The following is an 883-nucleotide window of genomic DNA, read 5'->3' on the forward strand; positions in this document are numbered from 1 at the left end:
TAGTTGAGATACTTTGGCTACCACTCGTACTTATGGAGTCACTCTTAGTAGAATCGCTTTCGCTCATTGAGGTGCTATTTGATTCACTGTCACTTAATGAAGTACTGTTGCTCTTGCTAGTTGAGATACTTTGGCTACCACTCGTACTTATGGAGTCACTCTTAGTAGAATCGCTTTCGCTCATTGAGGTGCTAGTTGATTCACTGTCACTTAATGAAGTACTGCCGCTCTTACTAGTTGAAGCACTTAAGCTGTCGCTTGTACTTAATGAATCGCTCTTGGTGGAGTTACTTTCGCTCATCGAAGTACTGGTTGATTCACTATCACTTAATGAAGTGCTATCACTCTTACTAGTTGAAGCACTTAAGCTGTCGCTTGTACTTAATGAATCGCTCTTGGCGGAGTTACTTTCGCTCATTGAAGTGCTATTTGATTCGCTACCGCTTAATGAGGTACTGCCACTCTTGCTAGTAGATTCGCTTAAGCTATCACTGGTGCTTACAGATTCACTCTTAGTGGAGTTACTTTCACTCATTGAAGTGCTAGTAGACTCACTATCACTCAACGAAACAGAATCACTCTTACTTGTCGAGTTACTTAAGCTTTCACTCGTGCTTAATGAGTCACTCTTGGTTGAATCGCTTTCGCTCATTGAGGTGCTAGTTGACTCACTGCCACTTAATGAAACAGAGTTACTCTTGCTTGTCGAGTTACTCAAGCTATCGCTAGTACTTACGGAATCACTCTTGGTTGAGTCGCTTTCACTCACTGAAGTACTAGTTGATTCACTGTCACTTAATGAAGTGCTGCCACTCTTGCTTGTAGAAGTGCTCTGGCTGTCGCTTGTACTTAATGAATCGCTCTTGGTGGAGTTACTTTCGCT

General features: G+C 42.2%; 1 pseudogene. It reads right to left on the reverse strand.

Features of this window, described 5'->3' with window-relative positions:
• A pseudogene (locus AC6UDB_RS06915) lies at nt 1-883 on the reverse strand (hypothetical protein); the annotation flags it as partial.

Source organism: Fructilactobacillus sp. X3R2C1 (assembly GCF_059901235.1).